20 protein-coding genes are annotated in these 22,639 nt (G+C 32.8%); 11 read left to right on the forward strand and 9 right to left on the reverse strand.

Annotation, left to right across the window (positions count from 1 at the left end; translation table 11 throughout):
- Positions 1–168 precede the first annotated feature (168 nt).
- The 10 genes from J7E52_RS09060 (at position 169) to J7E52_RS09105 (ending at position 10,609) form a co-directional block, all read left to right on the forward strand.
- On the forward strand, positions 169–1,344 hold the full coding sequence (locus tag J7E52_RS09060) for an acyltransferase family protein (protein WP_214745140.1): 1,176 nt from the start codon (positions 169–171) through the stop codon (positions 1,342–1,344).
- Positions 1,345–1,419: 75 nt separating this feature from the next.
- Positions 1,420–2,163: a YveK family protein gene (locus J7E52_RS09065; RefSeq protein ID WP_214745142.1), complete on the forward strand. Its 744-nt coding sequence runs from the start codon at positions 1,420–1,422 to the stop codon at positions 2,161–2,163.
- A complete protein-coding gene (locus tag J7E52_RS09070; protein WP_214745144.1) occupies positions 2,153–2,773 on the forward strand; it encodes a CpsD/CapB family tyrosine-protein kinase in 621 nt (206 codons plus the stop codon). The genes J7E52_RS09065 and J7E52_RS09070 overlap by 11 nt, the downstream gene beginning before the upstream one ends.
- Positions 2,774–2,877: 104 nt before the next feature.
- Positions 2,878–3,429: a sugar transferase gene (locus tag J7E52_RS09075; protein WP_286197610.1), complete on the forward strand. Its 552-nt coding sequence runs from the start codon at positions 2,878–2,880 to the stop codon at positions 3,427–3,429.
- Positions 3,430–3,451: 22 nt separating this feature from the next.
- Complete coding sequence (locus J7E52_RS09080) at positions 3,452–4,444, forward strand: NAD-dependent epimerase/dehydratase family protein (RefSeq protein ID WP_214745148.1); 993 nt, start codon at positions 3,452–3,454, stop codon at positions 4,442–4,444.
- Positions 4,445–4,461: 17 nt separating this feature from the next.
- Entirely contained in the window at positions 4,462–5,928 is a 1,467-nt protein-coding gene (locus tag J7E52_RS09085) for an oligosaccharide flippase family protein (RefSeq protein ID WP_214745150.1), read from the forward strand.
- Positions 5,909–7,129 (forward strand): O-antigen ligase family protein, encoded by a 1,221-nt coding sequence (locus tag J7E52_RS09090; protein ID WP_214745152.1) that lies wholly within the window; start codon positions 5,909–5,911, stop codon positions 7,127–7,129. Before J7E52_RS09085 ends, J7E52_RS09090 begins: the two co-directional genes overlap by 20 nt.
- Positions 7,107–7,910, forward strand: coding sequence for a glycosyltransferase family 2 protein (locus J7E52_RS09095; protein ID WP_214745154.1), 804 nt, complete (start codon positions 7,107–7,109; stop codon positions 7,908–7,910). Before J7E52_RS09090 ends, J7E52_RS09095 begins: the two co-directional genes overlap by 23 nt.
- A 5-nt stretch (positions 7,911–7,915) precedes the next feature.
- Complete coding sequence (locus J7E52_RS09100; RefSeq protein ID WP_214745156.1) at positions 7,916–8,962, forward strand: glycosyltransferase family 4 protein; 1,047 nt, start codon at positions 7,916–7,918, stop codon at positions 8,960–8,962.
- A 105-nt stretch (positions 8,963–9,067) separates the two neighbouring features.
- Positions 9,068–10,609 (forward strand): glycoside hydrolase family 55 protein, encoded by a 1,542-nt coding sequence (locus J7E52_RS09105; protein WP_214745158.1) that lies wholly within the window; start codon positions 9,068–9,070, stop codon positions 10,607–10,609.
- 169 nt (positions 10,610–10,778) lie between these two features.
- Here J7E52_RS09105 and J7E52_RS09110 read toward each other — a convergent pair whose 3' ends face one another.
- A complete protein-coding gene (locus J7E52_RS09110; RefSeq protein ID WP_214745160.1) occupies positions 10,779–11,702 on the reverse strand; it encodes a hypothetical protein in 924 nt (307 codons plus the stop codon).
- 699 nt (positions 11,703–12,401) lie between these two features.
- Between J7E52_RS09110 and J7E52_RS09115 the strand changes: the two genes are divergently transcribed.
- A complete protein-coding gene (locus tag J7E52_RS09115) occupies positions 12,402–13,154 on the forward strand; it encodes a heparin lyase I family protein (RefSeq protein WP_214745162.1) in 753 nt (250 codons plus the stop codon).
- Between the two features lie 611 nt (positions 13,155–13,765).
- Here the strand turns inward: J7E52_RS09115 and wecB are convergent.
- The 8 genes from wecB to J7E52_RS09155 all read right to left on the reverse strand — a co-directional run bounded on the left by wecB (position 13,766) and on the right by J7E52_RS09155 (position 22,621).
- The gene (gene wecB / locus J7E52_RS09120) at positions 13,766–14,905 is read right to left on the reverse strand and encodes a non-hydrolyzing UDP-N-acetylglucosamine 2-epimerase (protein WP_214745165.1); all 1,140 of its coding nucleotides are present in this window, start codon (positions 14,903–14,905) and stop codon (positions 13,766–13,768) included.
- A 47-nt stretch (positions 14,906–14,952) separates the two neighbouring features.
- Positions 14,953–16,224 carry an oligosaccharide flippase family protein gene (locus J7E52_RS09125; protein ID WP_309476868.1) on the reverse strand — a complete coding sequence of 424 codons (1,272 nt, stop codon included), beginning with the start codon at positions 16,222–16,224 and terminating at the stop codon, positions 14,953–14,955.
- A gap of 72 nt (positions 16,225–16,296) precedes the next feature.
- Positions 16,297–17,529, reverse strand: coding sequence for a hypothetical protein (locus J7E52_RS09130; RefSeq protein WP_214745167.1), 1,233 nt, complete (start codon positions 17,527–17,529; stop codon positions 16,297–16,299).
- Positions 17,530–17,613: 84 nt separating this feature from the next.
- Complete coding sequence (locus J7E52_RS09135) at positions 17,614–18,693, reverse strand: glycosyltransferase family 4 protein (RefSeq protein WP_214745169.1); 1,080 nt, start codon at positions 18,691–18,693, stop codon at positions 17,614–17,616.
- A 69-nt stretch (positions 18,694–18,762) separates the two neighbouring features.
- Positions 18,763–19,818, reverse strand: a complete 1,056-nt coding sequence (locus tag J7E52_RS09140; protein ID WP_214745171.1) for a glycosyltransferase family 4 protein — start codon at positions 19,816–19,818, stop codon at positions 18,763–18,765.
- 41 nt (positions 19,819–19,859) lie between these two features.
- The gene (locus tag J7E52_RS09145; protein WP_309476869.1) at positions 19,860–20,618 is read right to left on the reverse strand and encodes a WecB/TagA/CpsF family glycosyltransferase; all 759 of its coding nucleotides are present in this window, start codon (positions 20,616–20,618) and stop codon (positions 19,860–19,862) included.
- Positions 20,619–20,646: 28 nt separating this feature from the next.
- Positions 20,647–21,921, reverse strand: a complete 1,275-nt coding sequence (wecC, locus tag J7E52_RS09150; RefSeq protein ID WP_214745175.1) for a UDP-N-acetyl-D-mannosamine dehydrogenase — start codon at positions 21,919–21,921, stop codon at positions 20,647–20,649.
- Positions 21,922–21,940: 19 nt separating this feature from the next.
- On the reverse strand, positions 21,941–22,621 hold the full coding sequence (locus J7E52_RS09155; RefSeq protein ID WP_286197601.1) for a sugar transferase: 681 nt from the start codon (positions 22,619–22,621) through the stop codon (positions 21,941–21,943).
- Between the last annotated feature and the right edge of the window lie 18 nt (positions 22,622–22,639).

The following is a 22,639-nucleotide window of genomic DNA, read 5'->3' on the forward strand; positions in this document are numbered from 1 at the left end:
TCCAGAAGTATTATTCGCTGATTAAACATTACATAATCGAGCTTATGATTGGTATATTATGGTTAACTTTATATTTTTTGTCTTTTTTTGTCTGTTTTAAAGAACTTACTATACTTTATTGAGAACAAGTGCTATATTATAAAAAAAAAGGTTCATATGGAGGAGGATATGACTAGATATGAGGAATTCGACTCATTAAGGGGTTTAGCCGCTCTCGCAGTGTTAATCGGGCATTATTTGATGGTATACCCTTCTTATGCTAATTATCAGTATGATTCAAACAGCTCCGACATGTTTTATTTATTCAAGGAAACTCCACTACGCCTTTTTTTCAGCAGTGGAAATGAGTCTGTCATTCTATTCTTTGTATTGAGTGGTTTTGTTTTGTATTTATCAGTTAATAGTGCTAAATTCCACTATTCTACATACTTAATAAAACGAGTGTTTCGAATTTATATACCATATCTAGTAGCAATAAGCCTGGCTATATTGGCTAAAATGCTATTAAGTCAAATTGATTTGCCCTTTATCACCAACTGGTTTAGTAAATCTTGGACAGCCCTGGATACTCCTACCTTATTAATAGAACATCTTCTGTTTATTGGGCAGTACAATACAGACGCCTATAACAATGTGATATGGTCCCTTGTACACGAAATGAGAATTTCAATTATTTTTCCTGTATTGATTTTTTTATTTGTACGAAAAAAGCTTAAAAACTCTTTATTATGGCTTTTTGTTTTAATTGTTTCATCGACTTTGTTTTTGTATTTGTTTGGTTCTAGTGTGGATATAACCAGCATACTTTTAAGTTTCCATTACAGTACTCTTTTTTTAATGGGAGCAATAATAGCGAAATATCGACATGAACTCTTTTCCTATACCTTGAAAATGAAAAAACCTGTAAAAATCGCATTGTTGTTGGGGGCAATTACTTGTTTTATGTACGAAGGAATCATTGGCGAAGTGGATTTTTTTAACAATTATATTTTCAGGGATTATGTGGTCTCGTTCGGTGTTTGCGTTTTTATCATCATGAGCGTATGTTCCAAAAAAATTTCGACGGTCTTAAGGTCTAGATTGCTAACTCTTCTCGGGAAAATTTCATATAGCCTATATTTGTACCATCTCATATCCTTATTCTCATTGATGTACCTATTCTATAACAAGCTGCCTACCGGTTTAATATTGATATTTTCATTTTTCTTATCTTTTTTACTCTCTTCAGCGTCCTATCTACTCGTGGAAAAACCATGCATGAAGCTCGGATCGTATTTCACAAGAAACAAACAAGAAAAAGTAATTTCCAAAGATCACATAGCTTTAAAACGCAAAATAGGATAATTGCTTACTATTTTATAAAAATTTTTTGCAAGTTGTGAACGTATTCTAACTATCTCTAAAAAAGTGGTGAAATCGATGAATGAAAAAGTAAAAATTAAAGATTTTATACGAATCTTAAAAAAGCGAATATTTATCATTATTCTTTCTACCCTTTGTATTACTGGTTTCATTATTTTTTCGTCCATGTACCTTATGAAACCAACCTATCAGTATTCCACTCAAGTTCTGGCAGGATCTTTAAGCATGGATGAAAAGGAAGCTTCCATAAACAAAGTACAAGAGAACAGACAGCTTGCACTATCTTATATGGACATCATTAAAAGTCCACAAATCATGATAGGAGTTAAGGAGGAATTGAACCTTAAGACTTCAAGCTATGACTTACTTAAGCAAGTTTCCATTACAAATAGAGATAATTCACAAATCATTACCATTACCGTCAAGGATTCACATCCTGAATCCGCTAAAGACATCGCCCAGACTGTCGCGATGCATTCAATAGCCAAATTTAAAGACATTACAAAAGTTAAACAGATTAGTATTCTCAATGATAATGAAATGGGACAAGCAGAACTGCTTTTCCCAAAGCCGAAATTCATTATAGCCATTTCAATCGTAATAGGCTTTTTTGCTGGAATAGGCTTAGCACTTCTTAGAGAGCACTTTGATGATTCAACCTACTCCGATAGGGAGCTTGAACTTCTTGGAATTCCATTATTAGGGAGGCTGGATTTGAAAACCAAAAGGAAAAACAGAAATCGTAAAACTACATATAAAACCTTACCTTCCACAAAACGGGGTGAATATAGTGAGTATTAAATTCACAAGGAAACAATCCTTTTACCTAAATGAAATCAATAAAGAGCAATTTTATTCAATATGTACCAATATCGAGTCGAATCTTCAAAAAGGCGATTCAATATTACTGATTACATCTCTTTCACAATCACAGAATATTTCGAATGCTACCGCGTACTTAGCACTTGCCTTTTCTGAGCAGCGTAAACGAGTGTTGGTAGTGGATGCTAATCTGCGTCAACCTTCGCTCCATCAAGTGTTTAATATCGATAATTCATTTGGTTTGACCAACTTGCTTTTAAATGAGAATCCCATTAACGATCATGCTATACATATAAAGGGTCATCTATTCTGTATACCTACAAGCGAAGCCATTTATGAACCGGCAACTTTATTAACATTAGAGACCCTTCCAACTCTGATTGGAGAATGGAAGAAGGATTTTGACCTCATTTTATTCCATACATCAGATAGTTTAAATAAACCTGATGGAAATATCATTGCGAAACATTGTGATGGCATAATTTTAGCGATACAAGAAGGAAGAGACAAGTTAGAGAAAATTGCAGGGGTGAAAATGCAATTTGAAAGGGCAAATCTTGAAATTTCAGGATCAATGATCATTTCTTAATTCAGGGAGGATAACCAGTGGATTCGAAAGTCAGAGTCGATAGGCAGGAAGAAATCCTGATAAAACCACTATCGACATCATCTAATTTTTATATAAAGCGCGCTATGGATATAATCATCTCGTTTATTATGCTGATACTAACAGCACCTATTTTATTTTTATTCTGCATTCTTATCCCTATTGATTCAACTGGCTCCCCTTTTTTTTATCAACAAAGACTAGGTCTGGATGGGAAGCCTTTCAATATAATTAAACTGCGTTCGATGGGCATCGATGCTGAAAAAAATGGACCTAGGTGGGCAAGTGAAAATGATTCCAGGGTAACCAGAATAGGAGCCTTTATACGAAAAACACGCATTGATGAAATCCCTCAGCTTATTAATGTTTTAAAAGGAGAAATGTCGCTCATCGGTCCAAGACCTGAAAGAGAATATTTTTATAAAGAATTTGAAAAGTTTTTGCCTGGCTTTAAAAACCGTTTGTATGTGAAACCTGGAATAACAGGGTGGGCACAAGTAAATGGGGGATACGATTTAACACCAAAAGAAAAGCTGCATTTCGACCTATATTATATTCAACACCGCTCATTTGCTATGGAAATCAAGATTTTGTTCCGAACATTGACCATAGTCTTTACTGGTAGTGGAGCTAGATAATCTAAAAAAGGGGTAGTGAAAAATGAATAAAGTACTAGTAACTGGGGGCTTTGGATTTATTGGCTCTCATATTGTCGATACATTAATCCGTAATAATTATGAAGTGGCTATATATGATAACCTCTCCACCGGGTCTATCGGGAATGTTCAGGCCAAAGTCACTCCCTTCTTTGGAAATGTTGAAGATGAGGTCCTGCTTGAAAATGCGATGGAGACATTTAGACCTGACTATGTCATTCATCAAGCTGCACAAGTTAGTGTACAACAATCCATTTCGGATATTACGAATGATGCTCGGATCAATATCATGGGAACGATAAACATCGCTAAGCTTTCTCACAAGTATGCCGTAAAAAAGATTGTGTTTGCTTCATCAGCAGCTGTATATGGAGATGCTGATGTCATGCCAATCACCTTATCACATCTTACTTCTCCATTATCACCCTATGGTGCATCAAAAAAAACGGCAGAGGATTATCTAAAGCTTGCTAAAAAATTATACGATTTAAATTATGTGAATCTTCGATACAGCAATGTATATGGACCAAGACAGACAGCTAGCGGCGAAGGCGGTGTTATATCGATTTTCACCAATCTTGTCATAAATAATGAGCGGCCCATTATTTATGGAGACGGCACTCAAACGAGGGATTTCATCTATGTTAAAGATGTGGCGGATGCCAATCTGAAAGCTTTGGAATTTGAAGGAAGCGGCACCTTCAATATCTCATCAACCACCAGTACAAGCATCAATCAATTATTCTCGATGATTCAATCATTTGGCAGTCATGATTTATCTCCTATTTATCAGCCAGCGAAAAATGGTGACATCAAAGAAAGCTTACTCTGTAATAAAACGACCATTCAAAAACTAGGTTGGCACCCCGCTCATTCACTTGAACAGGGTCTTGCGAGCACATATGAATATTATTTAAACCAAAATCAGCCTTCTTTAACCACAAAGACAATTCATTCACCAGCACCACTACTCAAGCCAACGACTTTATCGTCATAAAATCGGGAGCGAAAAAAGTGAATACGAAGAAGAACTCTATTTTAAAAAATATTGTCCATTTATTTTACAGTACCATTCTATCTAATGTTCTTAATGCGGCCACGCTCATTCTATTAGCAAATTATTTTAACTCAAAGAATTATGGGATTTTCAGTGTGGCATTAGCTCTTGCCATGGTCATGAACTTTTTTACGGACCTCGGGACAAGTAATACTTTTCTAAGGGAAGGAACGAAGAAGGAAAACTTAGGAAGAACGTTTTCTTCCTATATTAAGATTCGAATTGTTTGCTCCCTTTCGACCTTTTTTGTTTTTTTTGCCGGCATTCACATTCTTTATCAAGAACAACAAATTCTTTATATGATCTATAGCCTAATGATCCCGATGGTCATTGGCCTGGCGATGCAAAGTATTGGAATAACCTATTTTCAATTAATTGAAAGGATGCAATTCATCGCGTCGATAAAAATCTTTTCATCCTGTGCGTTAATACTTTCAACCTCGGTGAGTATGGGCTTAAAAGTGGATGTTCATCTAGCAGCCTTTTTATATGGATTTTCTTATTTAGCCGGTGGATTTTACAGCCTTTATTTACTGCTGAAAAAAGCGGAAATAAAATGGAAATCTCCTTTTCAAAAACAATTATTAACGAATCTCAGTCCGTTTTTAATCAGTGGGTTATTTATTATGCTGACCCCACAATTGGGTCCATTGGTGCTGGAAAAAACACTGCCTTTAGCGCTAGTGGGTCTCTTTGCAGTAGCCTATCGGATTCCTTCTGCTTTATACCAAATACCAGGGGTCATCGCAGGCGCTTTTTTTCCGCTTTTATTTAAGCGATACAACCAGGGTGAGCTTGCAGAACACACAAGATTGAATATCCTGCAAATGAAAATCATGTCCTATATCGGCATGTGCATGACTGTAACCTTATTCTATTTGGCCACTTATCTCGTCACCATTTTATTTGGACCCGAATGGGGATCTGCGGTTCAGCCTTTAGAAATATTGGCTTTTATAATCGTTCTGCAAGGTTTTAACATTGCTATTGCTGACGGTCTCACAACAAGGGGATTACAGAACCGGCGTACAATAGTCCAGTTTATAACCATCACCGTTGGTTTGGCTTCCTTCTATTTTCTGAGCGTCAACTATGCAGTGGCTGGATCAGCTTTTGCCGTCCTTACCATGGAAATCGTCTCATTCATTGGCTATGTCGCTGCCAACCCAGAAAAAAGAACGGTATTCTTTAAGGTCATCCTGCCGTATGGTACCTTCTTTTTCATTAGTTTCATCCTGATGCTCAACTTATTATCCAAGTATCCTTTTATAGCCATGGTTTCAACCATCCTTTTCGTCACTGCTTTAATTTTGCTGCTCGATAAGAGCATCAAGCAATTAATCGTTGGCTTTATTAAAAAGAAACATGACACCAGACTTTTACAAGATGGGAGACAAAAAGAGAATGGAAAGATTGCTAATTAATAAAAACACCTCTATGTGGTCAGTCTTTCTCTTGTTATTTTTTATTACGCTCAGTAAATATAATATCTCCATCGGTTTTTCATTAAAAATTTACATGATTTTTCTAGCCATTTTCTTTTGCATTCATTTTCGGGATTTTTATTTCCATACCCTTTATCATTATGAAATCCTTTTGCTTTTATTTTATTTCACCTATTGTCTGAGCGGCGCGTTTTCCCAATATCCTGAATCGAGCATTCGGGTCATCCTAGGAGTGATACTCGTACTTGGCTGTTATTTCATCATGAGATATGTACTGGAGCTAACAACGCTAAGTGCCATTGAGAATTCAATTGCAAATGTCGGAATCATCTTTAATATTAGTAGCCTATTATTATACTTCATTGGTATACAGGTGACAGGAAGATTTCCAACAGGTGTTGAGATTACATCGTATGGATTATTATTAGACCGTGATTATCCAAGATTAATCGGTTTGCTGGATGACCCAAACATCTTCATTTTTTTTAACACAATCTTTTTTTCCTTTTATTTAACCAATTTAAAGGGATTCAAGCATTCAATTGGATTCCTCCTATGTATGATTACTTCCCTTCTTACATTTTCTAGAGGTGGTGTTTTAGCGCTTGTACTGGTGGTCGTTTTGTACATGCTGTTAGCTAATTTTTCAAAAAAAATCAAAATGTTAGCTGTTTCCTTATTATTTTTAGCGGTAATATATGTTGCTGGATCTCTTATCAATATAGATTTCAATGAAATCATCACGAGCCGCATTACTGACTTTTCAACTGATGGGGGCAGCGGAAGGTTTGAATTATGGGGGCAGGCGATTAACTACTTTATGTCAAATCCCCTTTTTGGCATTGGCGCTTTTAATTTTTCCGATTATTACGCTTTCGAGCATAATGAAAAGCTATATGTTCACAATACGTATCTCGAGGTTTTAGTAGAGTCTGGAATCATTGGTTTTCTTTTTTACCTTTCCTTTTTATTGATGCTTATCATCACTTTATTCAAGACTAAATTACATAAAGAAAAACCGTTCATCGTGCTTACTCTTTTTGCTTTCTTAATACAGATGATGTCCCTTTCACTCATGATTAATGAAGCATTTTTTTCCTTTTTAGCCCTAACTTTAAAATATATTTCCGTATATGAGAAAAAAGAGGTGGAATGTAATGACCTACAGCAAAAAGGATGACAGCCCTTTAGTTTCCGTGATAACTCCCTCGTATAATAGCTCGTCTTTTATTACTGAAACGATAAAAACTGTCCAAGATCAAACCTATTTTAACTGGGAGATGATCATTGTAGATGATCAATCAAAGGATGATTCTGTATCTATCATTAAATCCTATGCAGAGAATGATCCACGGATCAGACTTATTCCCTTATCCAAGAATGTCGGTGCTGCCCGCGCAAGAAATATAGCCATAAAAGAAGCCCATGGAGATTATATCGCATTCCTTGATAGCGATGATTTATGGCTCCCAACTAAATTGGAAGAACAAGTCGGTTTTATGCAAAAGGGAAATCTTGCATTTTCTTTCACCTCCTATTCATTAATAGATGAAAAAGGAAAGTCTCTTGATGTTGAAGTTAATGCACCTAAAGTAGTGGACTATAAGCATCTGATTGGAAATACAACAATTGGCTGTTTAACCGTGATACTGGATAGGCTGCAAATCAAGCATATCGAAATGCCCGATATTCAGCCGGAGGATACTGCATTATGGCTGTTACTGTTACGACAAGGATATAAAGCGCATGGCTTACCGAAAGTCTTATCCAAATATCGTATTGTAAGTAACTCTACTTCAAGAAATAAATTTAAGGCTGCTTACCGATATTGGAAGCTGTTACGTAGCCAGGAAAAATTAAACTTCGTAAAAGCTAACTTTTATTTTAGCAAATACGCCTATAACGCGTACAACAAAAACAGAGGTTCACAGCCTGCCTCTTTACTTAATGGAGGGAAATAAGGTATATGAATAATGTCCTGCTACTTACAGATAAGCTGATAACAGGCGGAGCTGAGATGTATTTCTGTAAATTGGAGAACCACCTCCAGGATGAAAACATGACGATTTACTCTGCAGCTGCTACGGGCGAATTGTACAAGCAAATTCATAACAAGCAACAATTCATTCCTTTAAGCTTAAAGAATCACCTTGCCAATATTAAAATATTAACTAAAGAAGTTCGCTTAAAACGCATTGATGTCATTCATGCCAATAGTTTACGAATGCTGCTATATTCAATTGCCATCAAGAAACTGACCAGAAGAAATATCAAACTGGTGTATACCAAGCATAATGTAACCATTCTTGAAAAAAAGGTGCCCTTTCTATTTAAAAGAGTGCTGAATAAGCATGTTGAGCAAATCATTGCGGTCAGTAATTTTGAACGAGATAACCTACTTCAGCTGGGTGTAAGGAATGAGCTTATTCGGACGATTTACAACGGAGTGGATGTTGAACACTTTTCTTTTCAACAACCAAAGCCTAAAGAAACCTTCAATGTGGGAATTTTAGCCCGCTTATCAAAAGAGAAAAATCATGAACTTTTCTTGAAAATCGTTAATGAGTTAAAGGATGTACCTAATGTGATGTTTTATATTGCTGGAGACGGACCGGAGCGGGAATTTGTAGAAAAAATGATTAAAGACTTAAAGTTACGCCATAAAGTGATGCTCCTAGGCAATGCCTCCAATCCATATGAATTTATATGCAATATGGACTTGCTTCTTTTAACATCACTTAGAGAAGTCTTTCCAATGGTCGTCCTGGAAGCAATGGCAGCAGGAACGCCCATTATGTCAGTCGATGTAGGCGGTATTAAAGAGGCGGTTGTGGACCATGAGACAGGGATTCTCATTTCCCAACATTCTGAACAGGAATTTGCCAAACAAATTAAAACACTTCAAGATAATGTTGATTTAAGACAACGATTGGGAAGCAAAGCAAGACAAAAGGTAGAAGAATCCTTCTCCCTCTCGAATATGATTCATTCTACACTGAAAACCTATCAATGAACGAAAAACAAACGATGACCTCGTTTGTTTTTGTTTTTTATACCTATACATACTTTTTTGGACAAGCATATGCTATATAACATCACCATAAAAGGAGTGTTATATATGGCAGACCCACTCAACCTCCCTGAGGATTGCCAGAACAGGGATGTTGCTAATATTGATTGTTTTGGCGCCAATCCGAATCTAGCGGATAATTCTCCAGCCATTCAAGCAGCGATTGATTATTGTGTAGATAATAACTACTCTAAAGTTGTCATTACAGGGAAGAAGCAATATACCCTTTCCTCCCCCATTGTCATTAAGCAAAATGTCCATCTAGAAATTGATCCGACGATAACATTAATAGTCAAAGGTAACTTTCAGGTCTTTGAGCTACAAAAGGATGCTTCCCTCTCCGGCGGGACGATTGAAATAGTCGATAATAGCTTCAATTCATCCGTCATTTTCCTTTCCGGAGCGCAGCAAATTGAAATCCATAATCATACAGCTATATCCAATATCAATATTATTAACCGTACAACAACGTACCAAGGTATAGCCATCCATCTATACTGTAACAAAGCATGGGATTTCATCAGTTTCTTTAAGGCAAGCTCCCTCCAAATCACAAACTTCCATACAGCACTCTATTTAAAAACCGAAAAACTATCAAATGTAGATACCCCTTGTTGGATTAATGCCAACTCCTTCGAGTCCATTTTTATAGACGGCTGCCAGTACGGAATCGAGATTGTAGGAAGCAGTGATCTCCCTTACGAAATTTCCGGCAACACCTTTACTGGAATTCAAGTTCAAAGCCGAAAACAAACGAAAAAAGTCATTCGATGCTCAGGTGCTTATAATATATTTGAAGGGATCATATGGGATACCTACCGTATGGAAGATCCCCCGCTCGTCATTGAATTCTCCTCCACTTCCCATCACAACTACCTAAGCTCGAATCAGGTATCCACATCCATCCTCGATCGCGGCCAATACAATCGTTGCATATCTCCTCATGAAGAATCGCTCCAAATGTATCCACCTCTTGCCTTAGGAAAAGCCCACCTGGTCGGGAATCAAGACGATATCCTAGTAAATGCAAACGTTCGCTACGCTGTACGTCAGCTTTCTGGAAAGGCTCCTTATGGAGGAAATATCAATAACTGCTTCAATTTACTCGATGAACAAAGTGTAAATTACCTCGATGTCCCTAGTTCCCAACCGGTTGTGATTGAATTGGATTTTACAAAACAGCCTATTAAAATGCTGAATTGCTTTGGTATTTATTTTGGATGGAATGAAAGTCCCCGCCGAGTTTTAATTGAATATCAACAAAGCTTAAATGGACCATGGACCGCAGCTAAAAACCTCCCATTTAACGCCGGTAACACTGTTATCTCAGAAGCAAGAGCAGAAACACTGTATAAAATCAGACTGACGTTAAGCGGGTATACACAAGAGCACAAACGATTCCGGATCAATCGGATCTTCGCAAGATCATCGTTACAGCAAGGTGCAGCTTGGCTGCCTACTACAGGCGGAACATTATATGGAGATTTAGAACTTCAAAAAGGGAAAGCTGTGACAATGGCTTCACCCAACGGAACAAAGTGGAAAGTGACTATTAATGATCAAGGCCAAATTATCACTGCAAAGCTATGACTATTAAATATAAAAAAACTGGCATATATACTCGTTATCCAAAGAGGAAGGGATTATTCCCCATGGATAAAGATCAATAGTACCAGTTCATTAATGGTCATTAATGTTATCTCCAAATTATATTACAGGGTGAGTGCTTATCCATTAGCTAATCACCCTTTCGCTTTATTTATTGATTCAAGATATTGGCTTGACCTCTGTCAGTGATTCGACTAATAGGCAGAGATGGGATATCAATGATAGTGCCCATGCTATTATCCTTAAGTTCAATAACATCGTTCTGAAGTGTGATCTTGTCCAAATCCCAAGCCATCCCTTCAAACTTATTGTATTGCCCACTTACCTTCAAAATGCTCTTTGTTTTCCCTGAGGGCTGTATCTGTATGTTGGTAAATTGATTACCACTAACCTCATTCGGTACGGTAGAGTTACTATCTATGTAAATCATATTTACACAATCTTCTAATGAGAGATTCAAAAAACGATTAGCATTAATCCAGGACTTACCAGAAGACGGTTCTTCAGCAATTAGCTTTACTCCAGTCTCCATTCCTGCAACCTTGACATTTTCAAAGTTCACGAAAGAAATCTCATGTTCTTTACCGCCAGCATATAAAGATATCCCTGTTCCCTGATTACTCTCAGACCAGTTAATGATATTTACATCCTTCACTTGCGTTTTGTTCCAGGTATTATAATATTTATATTTACCATCTAAGTAAATGACCTCTGAATTAAATTCAGAATCATTTATCACTATATAAGCACCTTCAATGGAAGCATTCTGCTCAAGCTTAAGCACCCTGAAGTTCCCCTCAACAATAAACTTCGTTCCGTAACCGAATAACAGCTTAACACCTTTCCTAACGATGATCGGTGATGAAACCGTATACTCCCTATCATCCAGCATTACTGTCTTTAACTTATTGGCCTTTGCATGATCAATGGCTGCTTGAATCTTCACAGAATCATTGGTCCCTTTAAAATCTTCAACGTATATCTTTTCTTTGTGATTTGATAGTGAATGTTTCTGCTGAAAAATGAAGAAAACAATTAGCACTATACATATAGATAAACCGATTATTTTTTTCATGAAATTCATCCTTATTTTAAAAGATTTTGTAGTTAGGTATGAGATGAAATTTTTCAATGAACACTTATCACCTTACATTCCTAGAATTATTGAAGATGGATTTTATTATACATTACTAAGGTAATTTTCAAATTAGTTTATACTAGTGAGGTATTGAAAATGTTGCTTTTCCGCAACCCAACATAAGGAAAAATTTAATGTTAGGATCTTCGCAAAATTTAGGATAATGATAAGTTATGAGTTTTATTAAGATTGAAAATAAGTTGAAAGATTTTCAAAACTGGAGACCAGCTAGAAATTAATTGTCTTACAACTATACCACATCAATTTTAGAACCCTTTTCCGATCTTCCCTTTAAACATATAGTTTTAATTAATATACTCTCTAAAAATTTTACCAGAATATTGATAGCAAAATCAAAGTCTTCATCCTCGACCGTAGAACATAGCTATTACCATTGGTGTATATAGCCAGTCCATTCATGGATTACATGCAAGATCCTTTACAATTAATGGTCCGACCTTTTTAAAATATAGTAATCACTTTTAAGGGGTCTATTAGAGATATTGATCAGAAGAATCCAAAAAAGTACTTGCGCTAATTCCTCAAGTCACAATCATTTACCGAACAAAAAAGTTCTGGTTGTGACTTTTCCTTACATAACATAAAATATAAATTATAGGAAAGGATGAGGGAAAAGTGCAAAAAAAAATATTTATACTAATACTCTCTATATTGTTAATTAGTTTACTTTTTTTCAATCATACTAAGAAAAAACCACCTGAATTTGTTATTGACCAAACTTTGAATTTTGAAGATGCTACAGTAAACAAAGATTCTATTTTTACAAACGGTAAAATTTATTCAATTCATAGTTCTACGAATAGTGTATGGTTGGAAAACAAACTAAGTAGAAAAGGAAACAACTCTTTGGCTTTTCAATTACACCCAGGGGAAAGCAGAAAGGAACTAAAAGTTTTAGATATCCCCAATAACACCGTTAAGTACATTGCTTTTAGCGTTTATTTCCCTTTAAATTACAAAGTACCAACAGATTGGAATTTAATTGCCCAATGGTGGCAAGGCTCTCCTGCCTCTCCCCCTATTGCATTTGAAATCAATTCAAATTCCAATGAGTTCCAATTAAGAATCCTTACACGTGATGGAACATCACAAAATTTTAATCTTGTTAGTCACTACATAGAAAACATTGAAAAAGGTGAATGGATCGATTTCATTATCAAGTTACGCGTTAATGATAATAATGACACTAATGGACTTCTAAAGGTATGGAAGAACAAGAACCTCATTGTAGATTACTCTGGAAGGCTTGGTTATTCAGACTTGAATGATAATACTAATTTTAGGATTGGTTTATACAGATCTCCTAAAATTAATACAACTGTTGAAGCGTACTACGATGAGGTTTTAATAGGGGATCATTTAGAGTAAAGATAGATTACAAATAAAAAAAATTTGTGCAATTTTTATTTCAATATACTTGAAAAATAAATTAATGTTCAATAAAAATCTTTAGAGAGAATGGAACCACTCATATCCAAAGCATAAACAAACTTTAAGTATATGCTGTTTTTAGAAACTAGTAAATTGAATATGCAGTAAGTGAAATGATTTGCGGAAGAAAAAGAAATATAGTGTATGAGTGTCCAGCGAAATAAAGAATCAGTAAAAGTAGATTAACGTAAAGGTTTTCCCAAAACAAAATAAGAGCAGGAAAACAAGAATCCTTTTGACTTGGTGGCCGAGGATTCTTTATAAGTCTCTACTCATGCTTGTATGTTGACACTTACTCACTTTTTCCGGTTTCTATTAGGTGGTTTTTTAGAGGACACTCTCTTTATACACCAATTAGAAATTCTTTTATGAAATCGCTTTTTAACAGATTAGTATAATCTTCAATAAACCACCAGTTTCCTGCCATTAAAATTATTCAAATACAGCAAGCATCCCTTAGTGTCTTCTACTTATTTCTTTTATTATATTACCGGTTATATGGCACCATAAGTTACCAGAAACACTATTTATTTTAAGCTATATTAACATCAGAAAAATTCACTTGGTTTAGAATTGGTTTTCCCAAAGTGTGATAATATATGTTGTACTATTCGATATGAGGCTCTTCCGTCTCCAAAAGGATTTGAAGCTTCTGCCATTTTATTATATTTCTTTTTATCAGTTAACAGTTCTTGTGCTAGTTTATATATTTCTTCTTCATTTGTTCCTGCAAGTTTTAGGGTTCCTGCCTCTACTCCTTCTGGTCTTTCAGTTGTATCTCTAAGTACTAAAACAGGTACTCCTAAAGAAGGTGCTTCTTCTTGGACACCTCCAGAATCAGTTAAAATAAGGTATGCTCTAGAAGAAAAATTATGGAAATCAAATACTCCTAATGGCGGTATAAGATGTACTCTATCTGTTTGACCTAACACTTCATCTGCCATTTCTTTGACAATAGGATTTAAATGTACAGGATATACAACATGTAAGTCTTTATGCTCTTCTAGTAACCTCTTTACCGCATTAAACATATTTTCCATCGGTTTTCCTAGATTCTCTCTTCGGTGAGCCGTTAGTAATATCATTTTGTTAATACCAATCTTATTCAAAATTTCATGTTTATAAGAATCTGTTACAGTAGTTTGTAATGCATCTATAGCAGTATTACCTGTAACAAAGATTGTTTCCTTGTTCTTATTCTCACTCAGTAAATTTTCTTTTGCTTTGATTGTCGGTGCAAAATGTAAATCTGCTATTATCCCTGTCAATTGCCTGTTTACTTCCTCAGGAAAAGGTGAATTTTTATTCCATGTTCTTAAACCAGCTTCAACATGACCTACTAAAATTTGATTATAAAAAGCTGAAAGGCTTGCAACAAATGTTGTAGTAGTATCTCCATGAACCAAAACTATATCTGGTTTAATTTCTTTCATAACACTGTCTAAACCATTTAAAGCTTTTGTAGTTACACCCATTAAAGTTTGCCGATCCTTCATTATATCTAAATCATAATCTGGACTAATATTAAATTTCTCTAGTACTTGATCCAACATTTCACGATGTTGGGCAGTTACAGTAACTATAGTTTCAATAATTTTAGGATATTTCTTTAACTCAAGTACTAACGGGGCCATTTTTATAGCTTCAGGTCTTGTCCCGAATATTACCATAACTTTTATTTTTTCCATTTTATACTTCCTCTCAAAAAACCTTATATACGTTTCCTTGCTTAAAACTATATATTTGTAAGAGTTTTACTTCTTTTATATTTATAATAAAATATCATTAGAATGAAACCATACATTACCCTTGCAATCAACACAGATATTGCAGCCCATAACATACCAAAAGTAGGAATAGTGTACCAGCTTAAGATCAAAATTATCGAGATTTGAACATATTTTCCTACTGTAATATAATTGGGTTTCCCTATTGAGTAAAAAACCTGTTCTAAAGGTACAATAATAAAAGCAACGATTGCAGAAATTAACATTACTTGAAGAATTACGATTGAATTTAAATAATTATCACCAAAAATTAATGGGACTATAAAATTGACTAAAGGAATTACCAATAACATTAGCAAACCAAGTAATACAGTTGGTTTAAATATTTTTTTAAAATTATCTTCTAATTCCTCTTCACTTAATTCTGCCATCTTCGGCAACAATACTTTACCAAAAACAAACGGTAAAAAAGAAACAACAGCCGATATTTGAAATGCTACATTATAAATACCAAGTTGTTTATAAGTTACCCATAAAGAAACTAAAAAGAAATCTATTCTACCAATTATATTGTTAGGGATAGATATTAGTATCATCCATTTTTGATAGACCAATATTTCTTTAAATAATTGTTTATTGAAAGAGTAAAGAAAAAATGCTTTTAGAAAACTAACATACTTTAACAGAAAAAAGAGAGAAATTAATAAAGGGATAAAATAAAGAAATACTACATATTTTAATAAAATTAAGTTATTAAAACTTAAACAAATAATAATCCCTAATGTGATTAAGTACCTTATTATATTAATTTTTGCTCTAGCCTTAAATTTTTTTATCGCCTGTAAATAAGTATCATTAATAAATAATAAAGATTCTCCCACAAAACCAATTACAAGATAAGGTGAAAATACTGAAATTTCCGATTTCCCTATCATAGTTAAAAAATCTTCACCAAAAATTAAAAATATAGCACTAAAAAAAAATATTATTATTAATTTAACAAATATATAAAAACCAAAAATTGATTGGTTTTTTTCTTGTTCTCGTGCAGCAAAACGTACTGCAGTATTTTCCATTCCAAAATCAAAAAATGCACTGCAAGTAGCTATAGCTACAAAAATAAAAGAATATTTACCGTAATCTTCCGGTCCTAGGATACGTGATAATAAAAGAATATTTATAAAATTTAATATTTTTGTAATTATACTTTCGGTAAACGCAACACTTAAGTTTTTTATTAAACCACTTTTTATATATTTTGTTTTAATAGTAGAAATCACTTTATTTCAACCCTTTAAGGAGACTAATTTATTAGTCTCAATATTTCCTGAAGCTTTTTCTTAAGAATATTTTTATATTTTTCTTTTAATAGTTAAATAGATAGACAGATTTAAAATCATCATAGTTGAAAAAAAAGCAATATGGGCAATTCCAATACTAACTGCTAAACCATTATAAGAGTTTGAAAATAAAAAAATCATATTAAAAAGAAAGAATAGATACAAATGTCTATTTTTCAATAGAACGAACGCAGGGAAGAAATATATTAAAATGTAAAAAAGAAATGTGGTAAAAATTCCGTAATCAAACATAAACATTACTAAAGGAATTTCAATATTGCTTAAATTGTTACTAACAGATTGTAATATACTATCAGAAGACCCTATCCCTCTTCCAATAAACATATTTGGTAAGACACCATTTTCTAAAAGTGAATTTATCGCTGAAAACCTTCCATTTGTAATATCGCCTTGATCAGAAGCATTTATAAATCTTTGTAATACATTTTGTTTAAGGGCATCATTACTAAGTACTAAGATGAAAGGGATAAACATATATATAAAATTCCTATATTTTTTTTTCCCTATGAATAGTGTAGATAAAAGTATTATACAAGTTAAAGCGATTCCTAGTTTACTGTTACAAAGAATCATTCCTAATATCGTTATAAGATAGACAACTACAATAGACACGTTAGTTTTTATCCTTAAATAATGTCTATTAGCTAAATTAAAACAAAGGAATATAAGAAGTAATAGCATATTTGTAAGGGGATGACCTAATAAAGAAAATAGTCTATACACACCTATTGAATAATCTCCATGTATACTGTCATAAAAACTTGTAAAATATAAAAAATCTCCCAAAATTAATTGCAATTTCTTGCCTGATAAATAATCGATTAGTCCATAAATAACATTCAATATTATTAGCCAATTATAAAAATTAAGAAACTTCCTAAAGACATAATCTGTTCGTTCTAACCGTATTCCAATTAAAAGTAATGGAGATAAGATTCCATACACAAATCTATAGATATTTGAAATTTCTATTTGATAATATATAATACTTATTGCCTGCAAGGCACAAATTGAGAACATTATATATAAAATAAAATAATTTTTCTTTTGAAAAAAAATAATATATAAAATAATTATTATTGGTAATATAATTGAATATAATAAATTTATTTTTAATATATCCCCTAAAATTAAACGTATAATATTAGAAAAACAAAAAGTATAAAACACTAAAATAACAAAAAAAACTTTCTGAGCTTGAATACGGTGATTTTGTAATTGCAAATTAAACACCCACACTATTATTATATTCTTAATTATTAACTCAATTAGCTTGCATTAAAAGCTATATTCAAACAAAATAACAAATCATGCACTATAAATCTTATTATATTCCTTGATCATCCTTTTTAAAGAATATTCCTTTTCAAGATAATTATTAATTTTCTTATAATCACTATATTTATTTTTATAATTATCATTATTCATCAAAAGGAAGATTTTTTTAGCTAGTTCTTCATAATTTTCTTTTTCAAAAAACAATCCAAATTCTTCATTTTCTTTTACTATTTCAAGAGGCCCATCCAGTTTACTAACAATAACATTACATCCAGCTGCTAGTGCTTCAACAATTACTAAACCAAATCCTTCGTATCTTGAAGGTAAAATAAAAATGTCCGTTTGTTTATAAATTCCCCCAATATCCACAACGTTTCCCAGAAAATCAACATTCTCGTTAAGTTTGTATTTTTCTACTAAGTGTTTTAATTTTAAAAATGAGTTTTGATTTTCTATTGCCCCCGCAAAATAACACTTAAAATTCGAAAAGTTATATTCGTTTTTTAATAAATTTAGTGCATTGATTAAAATATCTTGACCCTTTTTTTCAGGCATTAATCTTGCTACACAAGTTAATGTTAAATGATTTCTATTTTTATTGACATCCTTTGAATGAATAAATTTATCAAGATCTACCCCATTATATATTAGTTTTACTTTTTCCTTAGGTACATGAACACAAATTGTGTTATAAACCGATTTTGAAATAGCTATATATTTATCAATTGAGTACCTATTTAAGTTTTCATTATAAACATTTGTATCATGTACTGTGAATACAACCTTAAGCTTTAATATTTTTTTAAAAAAATACGCTAGTTTTAAACTAAAAGTATTGTGACAGTGTATAATGTGAATATTTTTTTCTTTTATAAATTTATAAATTTTTAAAAAACATTTTAAATTCATTAATATATTTTTAGAACCTACTTTTCTGTTACACAACAACACTCGATTTTTGTCTAAATTTTCCGTATGTTCTTTGCTCCATTGATCATTCACTATACATAAAAAATTATTGCATTCTTTATTATGTTGCATTAAATCTACTATAACTCGTTCTAAACCACCACCAAAAATTAATCCTGAATTTAAGTGTAATACATTCATAATCATTTTTCTCCTAATTCTTATTAGTTCAAAAATTATCTTCCCCCAAAATAACTTTTTTAAAAAATACTATTTTTTCACTTTTTTATATACAGAAATTAAAGAATTGATTGAGGAATATATATTATAATTTTCATTTATTGTATTTAAGTTATTGTATTTAAATGAATTTCTTAAAGTATCATCTTTCAATAATTTAATAATTTTATCCTCTAAGTCATTTATATCTCCTGGTTCTATAATATATCCATTCCCTTCTTTAACAACTGAAGGTATAGACCCAACATTAGTTGATATAATAGGTAGACCATAACTCATAGCCTCTAAAATTGACATTGGCATACCCTCATTATAGGAAGGTAAGACGTATATAGCACTTTCTCTATATATTTTTTCAATTTTATTTTCATCTGAAATCCAACCAGGAATGATTACAAAATCTTCTAATTTTTTACTGATAATTATCTTTTTGACCTTCTCAATTTCACCATCACCAGCTAGAAGAAATTTATATTTATCATCAATTTTCCCCTTAATCTTAGCCGCGACTTCTAATAAATCATAAGTCCCCTTTCTATGTGATAATACACCCATCGTTGTTATATATATTTTTTCACTTGTATCACTTTCTAATTGTTTTGGAAAGACGGCATTATCCAAGGATATAACAGTTGTTTTACAAATTGTATTATAATAATTTTTCCATTCCTCTCCTAAGGCTAGTATAATATCGACTTTATCTAAAGTATTAGTAATTTCTTTTTGTTGTTTTTTTGAACTTTGATTATAAAAGTCCTTAAATTGTGAACCATGCATGTGTAATAAAATTGGTATATTCTTTTTCTTTAGGATATTTATAATAATTTTTTTCCTATAGAAACTACCTTTATAAGACATATGAATGTGAGCTACATCATACTTGATATTTAAAATATTTAATTTATAATACAAAACTATCAATCTAATTAAAAAATATAATATATTTACCAAATGGTTACTACCAAAATAAGTTGGGAAATATTCCAAATTTACTTTTTTATTTAAATCAGATTGGAGATAGTTTTTCACCACACGAGTAATTCCACCTGTAGTACGCAAATGAGAACCTATCATTATAACTTTCATGTATTCACCTATTTCTATTTTCATATTCTCTGAAAAGAAAACTATCTCACTTCATTTTTTTTAGTTAGGATTCTTAATTTTTCTTCTAATGTATAAATAATAAACTTAGTATTCCCAACCAAGTAACGCTTCCACATCCTTTTAGGTTCTTGGGCAAACCTATAAAACCATTCCATTCCTAATTTCTGCATCCACTTTGGTGCCCGTTTAGTAACTCCAGCTACTACATCAAAACTTCCCCCTACACCCATTACAAAAGGAACACCCATTTCTTCTCCATACTTTGATAACCAGTACTCCTTCTTTGGAGAACTAAATGCAACAAGTAAAATATCAGCATTTGATGATTTTATGGAATCAACTATTTCCCTATTATCTTCATTAGAAAAATATCCATTTCTATAACCACTTAATTTCAAGCCCGGATATATTTCCTTATAATGATTTACAACTTTTTGTACTACTTCTTCTTTTGCACCAAAGAAATAAATACCATAAGATTTTTTTGCGGCCAATTCAATAATCTTTTCCATCAAGTCAATTCCCGTTACTCTTTCTGGTAACGGCGAACCTAATATCTTCGACGCCCATACTATTGATTGGCCGTCTGCATTAATTAATGAGCAATTTTTAATAATATTTTTTAGCTCCGAATCTTTTTTCATTAAAACCACTTTACCTGCATTTAGAACAACATGTTGTGTATAGGTATTTGTATCAATTATCTCTTCTACTACCTTTAGGGTTTCGTTTAAATTAATTGAAGCGACTTCACAGTCAAACAAATTACTTGTTTTCACAGTATCCCTCATCCATTTTCATTAATATTTATTGTCTAGTTAGTTCATTTTCAACAACTATATTGGAGCTATATTTTAAGATCCCTTTAGTATCAATCACAACTTTATTTTCCAAACTTTTAGCATCTATCAACTTAAAATAATCGTGTTCAACTAATAGCAAAACAATATCTGCATGTATTAAGGCATCTTCAGTACTTGAAAGTTTAATGTTTAAATTTTGAAGATGTGTTGGTAATTGTTCTATATGTGGCTCTGATACATATAGAGTATTATTAGTTACAGAAGCTAACTCTGATACAATTTCTACGGCTGGACTTTCACGTAAATCATCTATATTAGCTTTAAAAGATAGACCTAAACAAGCTATTGTAGGATTGGTCAATTTTCTTGCAGCTTCTTTTACTTTTTCTATAACAAAATATGGTTTAGCGTCATTTACATTACGAGCAGTATGAATTAATTGAGCTCTTTCAGGAGCTGCATCTACAATAAACCATGGATCAACCGCTATACAATGACCACCTACTCCAGGACCTGGCTGTAATATGTTCACTCTAGGATGATGATTTGCTAACTTAATTAATTCCCAAACATCAATATTGAAATCAGAACAAATCATAGAAAGCTCATTCGCAAAGGCAATATTCACATCACGATATGAATTTTCTGTGAGCTTTGATAATTCGGCTGTCCTGGCAGTTGTTTGTAAGACTTTACCTTTAACAAATTCTTCATAGAACTCTGCTGTTTTTTCTGTAGATACCAAGTTGATACCACCAACAATTCGATCGTTTTCAATTAATTCTTTCAATATCTTTCCTGGTAGTACACGTTCTGGACAATGTGATACAAATATTTGGTTCGATTTATTTTCATCCACACTTAAGTCAGTTCTTTCATTTAAAATCCATTCTACTATTTTTTCAGTTGTACCTACTGGACTAGTGGATTCCAAAATTATTAAATTCCCGGGCTCTAAATAGGGAATGATGGATTTTGTCGCTGATTCAACAAAAGCTAAATCAGGCTTGTGGTCATCTTTAAATGGTGTCGGAACAGCTAGTATAAAAATATCTGCTTTTTCAGCCTTCTTATCTGCTCTTAACCTCCCTTCTGAAACAACTTTTTTTACAACATTTTCTAAGTCAGGTTCATATATATGTATTTGCCCATTATTTATTAAATTAATAGCCTTTTCATTTACATCGACACCATGAACTAAAAATCCATTATTCGCTAATACAGCCGCAGTCGGTAATCCGATGTACCCCAATCCAATTATACAAACTTTTTTATCCAACTTCATCATCTCCAAATATTTAGTATGCTCCGTCTGAATTTATCATACACTTTACAGTTTTAAGAATTATTTTTATATCCCTATATATACTACGATTGTTAATATACTGAATATCTAAATCAACCATCTCTTCGAAGCTCAAACTATTTCTTCCACTTACTTGCCATAATCCTGTGCACCCAGGAGTAACTAGTAATCTTTGCTTATCAAATGAAGTATATTGTTCTACTTCTCTTGTTAATGGTGGCCGCGGTCCAACTAAACTCATTTCTCCTTTAAGGACATTCCATAACTGTGGTAGTTCATCAATACTTGTTTTCCGAATGAATTTACCAATTTTCGTAACCCTTGGATCTTCTTTCATTTTAAACATTGCACCAGATACTTCATTTAAAGCAAGTATATCTTTTAACTTATCTTCAGCATCTGTAACCATCGATCTGAATTTATACATATAAAATTCGGTTTCATCTTTGCCTATTCTAACTTGTTTAAAAAATATTGGTCCTTTTGGATCTTCTATTTTAATAAAAATAACCACAATCATAAAAACGGGTAAAAGTAAGATGAGTCCTATAAGTGATCCAATAATATCTGTCAATCTTTTCATTCTTAAATAGTTCAAATCAGCATTTACTTGATCTGCCGTTAATAAGTGGTCAGATGATGCCACTCTCTGCTCAACTGCTACAGCTTTCAAATTGGCTCCTCCCTTACT

Source organism: Bacillus sp. ISL-34, from assembly GCF_018613325.1.
Taxonomy (GTDB): Bacteria; Bacillota; Bacilli; order Bacillales; family DSM-1321; genus Peribacillus.